General features: G+C 50.2%; 7 protein-coding genes. 2 read left to right on the top strand and 5 right to left on the bottom strand.

Annotation, left to right across the window (positions count from 1 at the left end; genetic code table 11):
* Nucleotides 1–152: 152 nt before the first annotated feature.
* Together LVQ76_RS17660 and mgrA are read right to left on the bottom strand one after the other, a co-directional pair.
* Nucleotides 153–509, bottom strand: coding sequence for a DUF2502 domain-containing protein (locus tag LVQ76_RS17660; protein ID WP_232922166.1), 357 nt, complete (start codon nucleotides 507–509; stop codon nucleotides 153–155).
* A gap of 152 nt (nucleotides 510–661) precedes the next feature.
* Nucleotides 662–1,651: an L-glyceraldehyde 3-phosphate reductase gene (gene mgrA / locus LVQ76_RS17655; protein WP_232922165.1), complete on the bottom strand. Its 990-nt coding sequence runs from the start codon at nucleotides 1,649–1,651 to the stop codon at nucleotides 662–664.
* A 182-nt stretch (nucleotides 1,652–1,833) separates the two neighbouring features.
* Here mgrA and LVQ76_RS17650 point away from each other — a divergent pair, with 182 nt between their 5' ends.
* Nucleotides 1,834–3,492: an alpha-keto acid decarboxylase family protein gene (locus LVQ76_RS17650; RefSeq protein ID WP_232922164.1), complete on the top strand. Its 1,659-nt coding sequence runs from the start codon at nucleotides 1,834–1,836 to the stop codon at nucleotides 3,490–3,492.
* Here LVQ76_RS17650 and LVQ76_RS17645 read toward each other — a convergent pair.
* Nucleotides 3,489–4,724 carry an ion channel protein gene (locus LVQ76_RS17645; RefSeq protein ID WP_232865916.1) on the bottom strand — a complete coding sequence of 412 codons (1,236 nt, stop codon included), beginning with the start codon at nucleotides 4,722–4,724 and terminating at the stop codon, nucleotides 3,489–3,491. The genes LVQ76_RS17650 and LVQ76_RS17645 overlap by 4 nt on opposite strands.
* Nucleotides 4,725–4,946: 222 nt before the next feature.
* Between LVQ76_RS17645 and glk the strand changes: the two genes are divergently transcribed.
* Nucleotides 4,947–5,912: a glucokinase gene (gene glk, locus LVQ76_RS17640; RefSeq protein WP_232865917.1), complete on the top strand. Its 966-nt coding sequence runs from the start codon at nucleotides 4,947–4,949 to the stop codon at nucleotides 5,910–5,912.
* A gap of 30 nt (nucleotides 5,913–5,942) precedes the next feature.
* On the opposite strand, the gene LVQ76_RS17635 is transcribed toward glk, so the two are convergent.
* Entirely contained in the window at nucleotides 5,943–6,674 is a 732-nt protein-coding gene (locus LVQ76_RS17635; protein WP_232865918.1) for a LytR/AlgR family response regulator transcription factor, read from the bottom strand.
* Nucleotides 6,671–8,377 (bottom strand): sensor histidine kinase, encoded by a 1,707-nt coding sequence (locus LVQ76_RS17630; protein WP_151995183.1) that lies wholly within the window; start codon nucleotides 8,375–8,377, stop codon nucleotides 6,671–6,673. The genes LVQ76_RS17635 and LVQ76_RS17630 overlap by 4 nt, the downstream gene beginning before the upstream one ends.
* Nucleotides 8,378–8,421: the final 44 nt, after the last annotated feature.

The following is an 8,421-nucleotide window of genomic DNA, read 5'->3' as shown; positions in this document are numbered from 1 at the left end:
CAGTGAGATTGATAATACCGAGAGCTTGTGAAAGTTCCATTTAAAAAGGGTCCATGTTGTGCATGAACCCTTTTTACACGAGCCACCGGATCGGTCAACTGATCCTTAAACGATCGGCATTAGCCTTAGCTCCCATTTTTAAATCATTAGCCTCAATGGCGATGACCACCGCCGTGCCCACGTCCGTGATCACCACGGCCTCGGCCACGATGATCGTCACGATCGTTCCAGCCCGCGCGATAACCTTTCTCAAAGCTGCTACGGCCACGGTCTTTATACCAGCCACGATGGTAGCCGTTATCATGGCGGTGCCAGCCGCGGTCACGCCATTCATAATTACGATGCCAGTAATCACGGTCGCGCCAGCCGCCGCCATCCCAGTAATTACCGCGATAATCCTGATCGCCAATTTGAAGCTTAACTGACGGCAGCAGGGTGATTTCGCCCGCATTCGCCATCATTGGTGCAGATGCCAATAATGCTATCGCAAGAATCAGTGACCTGAACATACTCTCTCCCCTTACACGGTAACCGCCAGAGCGGCTTGTTAGCGGTATAGTAAGTTGTGGTAACTAAGTGTTTCATCGCCACAACTCCTAATTCGCAGAGGAGAGCACTTTTTGCTAATTTAGTTCGTAATTAAACCAGTTGGTGATAGCGGTTACACTAAAATAGCTTCAATTTCTGCCAGTTCTGCCGCCGTAAAGTGACGATTGGCTAACATGCCGACTGCATCATCAATCTGGCTGGTTTTACTGGCGCCAATCAGCACTGATGTGACTTTGTCACCACGCAGCACCCATGCCAATGCCATTTGGGAAAGTTTCTGCCCGCGACGTTGCGCTATGGCATTCAATTTACGAACTTTTTGCAGTTTTTCCTCTGTGAGCTGGTCAGCATTAAGGAACTTGCTGCCGCTTGCGGCACGGGAATCAGCAGGAATCCCATCAAGATAGCGATCGGTCAGTTGGCCGCCAGCCAGTGGTGAAAAGGCAATGCTACCCACGCCTTTTTCTTGCAGAACGTCCAGTAAACCGCCTTCAACCCAACGCTCAAACATCGAGTAACGTGGCTGGTGGATAAGGCATGGAGTACCAAGGTCATTCAAAATATCAATGGCTTGAGCGGCGAGTTCGGCTGGGTAATTTGAGACGCCAACGTACAGTGCTTTACCTTGACGCACCACGGTATCCAGTGCGCGCATAGTTTCTTCAAGGGGTGTTTCTGGATCCGGGCGATGGTGATAGAAGATGTCAACATACTCCAATCCCATACGCTTCAGGCTTTGATCAAGGCTTGAAATTAAATACTTACGCGATCCCCAATCACCATACGGCCCATCCCACATGGTGTAACCCGCTTTGGACGAAATAATCAGCTCATCACGATATGGAAGGAAATCTTCACGCAGGATACGGCCAAAGTTTTCTTCGGCAGAGCCCGGAGGTGGCCCATAGTTATTGGCCAGATCCAGATGGGTAATCCCGGAATCAAATGCGCGGTGCAACAACTGACGGCTGTTGTCCAGTAACGTGCTGTCGCCAAAATTGTGCCATAAACCCAGAGAAATGGCGGGTAGTTTGAGTCCGCTGCGCCCACAACGACGATATTCCATTGATTCATAACGCGCAGGATTTGCCTGATAGACCATATTAGTTTCCCGGTAAGTGAATAATGCCCAACTTAGTGTATACGTTTTCACAACATTACGGGCTTCAGACTACACCGCAGTTACGTGTAAATCCCTCTTTCCACACCCTTATTCTCATTGATCCTCGACAGCGATCACATATGCCCAATACTCACAGTAAGCCCTCTGAGAAGGAATCAGTTATGTCTTACACTGTCGCAGACTATCTTCTGGACCGATTCACCGAGGCTGGAATTACCCATCTGTTTGGTGTTCCCGGTGACTACAACTTGCAGTTTCTGGACAATGTGATTAATAACCCGACCCTTGCCTGGGTGGGGTGTGCCAACGAGCTGAATGCTGCATATGCTGCTGATGGTTATGCTCGCTGTAATGGAGCGGCTGCGGTGCTCACTACCTTTGGGGTTGGAGAGCTCAGTGCCATTAATGGCATCGCTGGGAGTTACGCTGAATATTTACCGGTTATCCATGTAGTCGGCGCGCCATGCCTTGGGGCACAACAGCGCGGCGAGTTTATGCACCACACATTAGGCGACGGTGATTTCCGGCACTTTGCGCGCATGGCACAGGAAGTAACAGTAGCCCAGGCTTCCCTCACTGTAGAAAATGCCTGTTATGAAATCGACCGCGTTTTGCAACAAGCTTTGACCCAACGCCGTCCCGGTTATTTGTTATTACCTGGCGACGTCTCTCAGGCCCCAGCTACTCGCCCAACAAAATCGTTACTTACTTCGCAACAGTCAACCGATCCCGCCTTACTGGCGGAATTTCGTGCCTGTGTACAAGAACGCCTGGCTGAAAGCCGCACTGTGGCCTTATTGGCGGATTTTCTGGCGTTACGTTTTGGACAGCAAAAAGCGTTGCAACAGTGGATGGATGACACTCCGATGCCTCATGCAACGTTGCTAATGGGCAAAGGGTTATTTGATGAAGGTCAGCAGGGGTTTGTAGGCACTTACAGCGCCGCTGCCAGCGACGCAACGGTGATACAGGCGATTGAAATGGCCGAACTGGTTATCTGCGTGGGCGTTAAGTTTACCGATACGCTTACTGCCGGGTTCACGCAGCATCTTACTCTTCAGCAGACTATCGACATTCAACCAAATGCCACCCGAATCGGCGAACGCTGGTTCAGCGGTATTGCAATGGCGCAAGCCGTGTCGGTCTTGCATCAGTTGTGCAAACACCAGGTTTCCGGCTGGCCCGTGTCAGAGCAAAAGCCGCCAGCACTGCCCGAAGCGACTAGCGGAAAACTAGACCAGCATGCGTTCTGGCAATCCATTCAAAAATTCCTACGCCCGGGAGATATAGTTCTGGCAGACCAGGGAACCGCCGCTTTTGGCGCGGCGACACTGACCCTACCCGCCGGGGTGACTTTTATCAGCCAGCCGTTGTGGGGGTCGATAGGTTTTACCCTCCCGGCCGCTTTTGGGGCGCAAACCGCTTGCCCCAATCGTCGCGTGGTATTGCTGGTGGGGGATGGGTCGGCGCAGCTTACGATTCAGGAGATTGGCTCAATGATGCGCGATGGGCAACGCCCGGTGATCTTCTTGCTCAACAATGACGGTTACACCGTTGAGCGGGCCATTCATGGCGCCGAGCAGCGCTATAACGACATCGCGTCCTGGAACTGGACGCAAATTCCGCAGGCGATGAATCTTCACAACCCTGCGCAATGCTGGCGAGTGACTGAGCAAGTGCAGCTTGAAGAAGTAATGCAGAAAGCGGCACTGGCAGAACGACTTACGCTTGTGGAAGTCGTTCTACCGAAACAAGATATTCCCGAACTATTGCAGGCGGTTACGGCAGCGCTTGCTAAGCGCAATGCCGCTAAGGATTAAACCTTAGGCTTCTCCGCCATCATTACCGGTTTACCTGCAAGCATCAGCCAGGCTGGCAGCATCACGATGCACAGCAATGGGAGTAGTTTGATGTCGGGCACCACGGCCATTGCCATAAACAGGCTGAGCCAACCATCACGCGTAACGACTAACACCAGGCCAAGGATGGCGCAAGATAGCGTAATGGCAGCCGGAACTGCTTCAACATGCTGGTGGAGCATCATCCCAAGTGCGACCGCAACGAAAACCACTGGGAATATGCGTCCACCACGGAATCCACATGCAGAAGCAATCACCAATGCCGCCAGTTTTACCACCGCAAACATCAGCAATGTTGCAACAGAGTAATGCTGCCCAGCGGTGAGCTGGCGCATTTCATCCAACCCCTTAAATAGCGTGACTTCACCTCCAATCAGCCCTAACACGCCTAACAGGAAGCCACCAACACCAAGAATTAACACGGGATGTTTTAACTGGTGCATTAAACGATGCATACGTGGAAGGCACCAGACGGCAACCATGCCCAATGCAATAGCGATAGCTGCCACTACGGCGCCACTGAAAATATCAACCAGGCGCAGTTCGGTATATTGCAAAGAAGGCAAAGAGAAATCAGGGTGGAAGAACAAGTCTGTGGTCATTGCTCCGGCTGCTGCTGCCATAAGTGGTGCAAAAAGTCGGTCCCACAAGGGGACATCATTGCTGCCGTTGAGGGTCTGGGAAAATACCAACGCAGCTGCCACCGGCGTGCCGAACAATGCGCCAATGGTTCCGGCTGCGGCAAGAATCGTCCAGTCGAGCGCCCCAACTTTTGGCAACAAGCGTGCGCCAATAGCCACAGCCAGCGCGATATTTACCGCCATAATAGGATGTTCAGGCCCGAGGCTTACACCACCAGCAAGCCCTAGCACTAGCGCAATAATCAAACCCGGCAACGCCATTACGTTGACTGGCGCACCAATCAACGGTTCGGTGGCAGGATCAGGGCCTGCATGGCCAGGCATATAGCGAACCACCAACCCAACTGCAATCCCGGTGAAGGTCAGCATCAATAAAATCCACATCGGGGAATTCATGTCGAGATCGAATCGGGCGGGCAGTGACACCCATAAATATTTTTGTAAAACAGCGGCAACTTTCATCACCACAATTAATACCAGGCTGGAACAGATCCCAATGACCAGTGCCGGAATGGAAAGAACCAGCATGGTTCTGGCTCGCGGATGGAGCATGATTTTTCCTTAACTAAAATTTTTTTAACGCAAAATCGTCACGGCATACAGTCTGCCAGATAACACATCATGCCTTTCAGCAATAAGGGCTGAAACGCTCAAGCTAATCTGTGACGAAGATCTATAATCCCAAGGCACTTCTCATCTGGTCGTTGTTGTTTAGGCTAGCTAATTTTACAGTGTGGCCAGGACTTATTTTGACTTTAGCGGAGCAGTGGAAGAATGACAAAATATGCTTTGGTAGGAGATGTAGGCGGTACCAATGCACGTCTGGCACTGTGCAACGTAGAAAATGGCGACATCACTCAGGCGAAAACCTATTCGGGCCTCGATTTTCCAAGCCTTGAAGCGGTTGTGGTGCATTATCTCAAAGAGCACAGTGTTAGTGTGACTGACGGTTGTATCGCAATTGCTTGTCCGATTACCGGCGACTGGGTGGCGATGACCAACCATACCTGGGCATTCTCTACCGCTGAGATGAAAAAGAATCTTGGCTTTGAACATCTGGAAATCATTAACGACTTCACTGCTGTTTCGATGGCTATTCCGATGATCAAAGATGAGCACCTGATTAAGTTTGGTGGCGGTGAGCCAATCGAAGGCAAACCTGTTGCGGTATATGGTGCAGGTACCGGGCTTGGTGTGGCTCATCTCGTTCACGTTGATAAACGCTGGATTAGCCTACCGGGTGAGGGCGGTCATGTAGATTTTGCGCCAAACAGTGAAGAAGAGGGGATTATCCTCGAGGAACTGCGCACCGAAATCGGCCACGTTTCTGCTGAACGTGTGCTGTCAGGACCAGGTTTGGTGAATCTGTACCGCGCTATTGTTAAATCAGATGGTCGCGAGCCGCAGGGTTATAAACCGAAAGATATTACTGAACGAGCGCTAGAAGATAGCTGCACCGACTGTCGTCGTGCGCTGTCTTTGTTCTGTGTGATCATGGGGCGTTTTGGTGGCAACCTGGCTCTGACGCTGGGAACGTTTGGCGGTGTTTACATAGCAGGTGGGATTGTGCCGCGTTTCCTGGAATTCTTTAAAGCATCCGGTTTCCGTGGTGGTTTTGAAGACAAAGGGCGTTTTAAAGAGTACGTGCAAAGCATCCCCGTGTATCTGATTGTTCACGATCAGCCGGGGCTGCTGGGCGCTGGCGCACATCTGCGTCAAACGCTGGGACAAGTGCTTTAATCTCTTCGGGCGCAAATTCTTGCGCCCGTCTTACAAGCGCATCAACGCACGAAACTCTTTTACCTTGCTGCGACTCACTGGCACCTGAAAATCCAGATCCCGCAGGCGCAAAATATAAGTATTGTTAAACCAGGGCTCTATCTCGCGGATTTTACTCAGGTTTACGCAATATGAACGATGGCAGCGGAAGAAGTGGCTTTCGGGCAACCTGTGGCAAAACTCGGTGATATTCATCGACATCACATAGGCTTCACGTCGCGTATAAACAAACGTCATTTTCTCGTGCGCTTCGGCGTAATAAATATCGTTGATATCGGTAACGATAATTCGTTCATCTTTTACCAGGTTAATGGTCAGCGCTTCACGGCTAGTAGTGCCGGATGTTGCGGGGGCATTTTGTTGCTGGTAAGCCGCTTCCAGTTTTTGCAGCATGCCGATAATGCGCGATTCCTGGTAAGGCTTCAGAATGTAGTCGAACGCTTCCAGTTCAAACGCTTCTACCGCATGTTCTTTCCAGGCAGTGATAAACACAATAAATGGCTTGTGGGCAAATTTACTGATGTTTTGCGCCAATAACACGCCATCTAAAGAAGGGATGTTGATATCTAAAAAAATAGCGTCAACTTCATGATGTTGCAGGTATTTCAGTACATCCATACCATCGTCAAATGTACCAACCACTTCCATCTGACTATGTTCTTTTATCAGCCAGTTAAGCTCCTGCTGCGCCAGCACTTCATCTTCTACGATGAGGACTTTCATGCATTTCCTCCTTGCTGCGACAATAACGGCGGAACGACAGTAGCGGCGTGAGGAATGTAAAACGCGATTTCCGTACCCGGCTCAAGACGGCGGATAACCAACCCCTCGCCATACAGTAATTTTACGCGATGGTGCACATTTAACAGACCAATTTTATTGCCTGGCATCTCGTTGGCCTCTACACGTTCAATAACTTGCGGATCGATACCATGCCCGGTGTCACGTACCGCAATGCGCACCCGATTCCCGCTCTCTTCCACACTGATGGTGACAACACCTTTGCCTTTACATTGCTGAACGCCATGAACTATCGCGTTCTCAACCAGTGGCTGAATCAGCAGGCTTGGAATCAGGCAGTTAACCTCTTCATCAATGTTATAAATAACCGTTAGCTTATCGCCAAAACGCGCCTGCTCAATGGCGATGTAATCCTTAATTTGATACAGCTCTTTTTTAATGTCGATCTGCTCATCATCTTTTAATTCAATGTTGTAACGCAGATAGCGCGACAGGTTATAGATAAGCTGGCGGGCGGTATCTGGATTCATACGAATAGAGGATGAAATCGCATTTAGTGCGTTGAACAGAAAATGAGGGTTAATTTTGCTTTGCAGAGCGCGTAACTCAGCTTTATTTGCCATTTCACGTAACTGCTCGGCGCGAGAAACTTCCAGTTGAGTGGAGATAATCTGCGAAAGCCCGACCGCCATTTCTTGTAATGTGGAAGTGATCTGGTGCGCGTGGCGGTAATAGATTTTAAGCGTGCCGGTGACGACACCTTTTTCCCATAACGGAATAATTATTAGCGAGTGAATTTCCGGTGTGCGATAAGCCTCATCATCATTACGAATAATGATTTTCCCTTCTCGAATCGCGAGCTGCGTTCTTGGGCTGATACCGTCGTCGTTTTGCTTATAATTGTCTTCGCCAAAGCCGACGTAAGCCAACACTTTGTCGACATCGGTAATAGCTACGGCATCGGCATTAATATCGTCACGAATAATATTGCAAACCTGGCGCAGCGATTCGCTGTTGACGTTACGAAATAAAGGTAGCGTTTTGTTGGCGATATCCAGCGCCAACTTGGCCTGGCGAGCGGCACTCGCTTCTTTTTCGCTCTCAACGCTTTGCACCAGCACTACAATCAGGCCGATTGAAACGGTACCGAGGATCATAGGAATACCGATTTTCGAGACGATATCGATTCCCAAATCCACCGACGGCGCCCAAAGCACCACCAGAATCATGGTCATGGTTTCACATAACATGGCACCGAAAATACCGACCCGCCAGTGCTGCTCTTTCGGGACTTTGCGGTTGATTAACCCGGAGATAATCCCGGCAACAATACTGGTAATTAGGCAGGGGACGGCAGTAATCCCATCCACATCAATCAAATAGCGATGTAGCCCGGCGATAATCCCGGTAATGATGCCCACCCAAGGGCCAAATAAAATCCCGCCCGCCATTACCGCGATAATACGCACGTTCACCAGCGAGCCTTCGACGTGTACACCAGACCAGGTGCTGAACAAGGCAAACATTGAGAAAATAGCGGTGACCGCTAGTAACTCTTTGGGCGTATGGGCGTTTTTATGCAGCAGCTCGCGGAACAGACGGATGCGAATTAAAAAGAACAGGCAAATCAGCATCAGCGCCGCGCGGTCAAATACCGCCATCAGCATGTCAAAAGTTTCGTGCACGGTTAACTCGCGTGACTAAGAATGGAAGGGCAATGATAAGGAAA

The sequence above is a fragment of the Buttiauxella cochleicola genome (assembly GCF_021283185.1).
In the GTDB taxonomy this organism is placed as follows: Bacteria; Pseudomonadota; Gammaproteobacteria; order Enterobacterales; family Enterobacteriaceae; genus Buttiauxella; species Buttiauxella massiliensis.
The sequence above is the reverse complement of the archived record's forward strand: the minus strand, read 5'-3'. Positions and strand labels throughout refer to the sequence as shown.

Coding starts and splice junctions, on each gene's coding strand:
- LVQ76_RS17660 (WP_232922166.1), bottom strand. CDS start 509: ATGTTCAGGTCACTGATTCTTGCGATAGCATTATTGGCATCTGCACCA.
- mgrA (WP_232922165.1), bottom strand. CDS start 1,651: ATGGTCTATCAGGCAAATCCTGCGCGTTATGAATCAATGGAATATCGT.
- LVQ76_RS17650 (WP_232922164.1), top strand. CDS start 1,834: ATGTCTTACACTGTCGCAGACTATCTTCTGGACCGATTCACCGAGGCT.
- LVQ76_RS17645 (WP_232865916.1), bottom strand. CDS start 4,724: ATGCTCCATCCGCGAGCCAGAACCATGCTGGTTCTTTCCATTCCGGCA.
- glk (WP_232865917.1), top strand. CDS start 4,947: ATGACAAAATATGCTTTGGTAGGAGATGTAGGCGGTACCAATGCACGT.
- LVQ76_RS17635 (WP_232865918.1), bottom strand. CDS start 6,674: ATGAAAGTCCTCATCGTAGAAGATGAAGTGCTGGCGCAGCAGGAGCTT.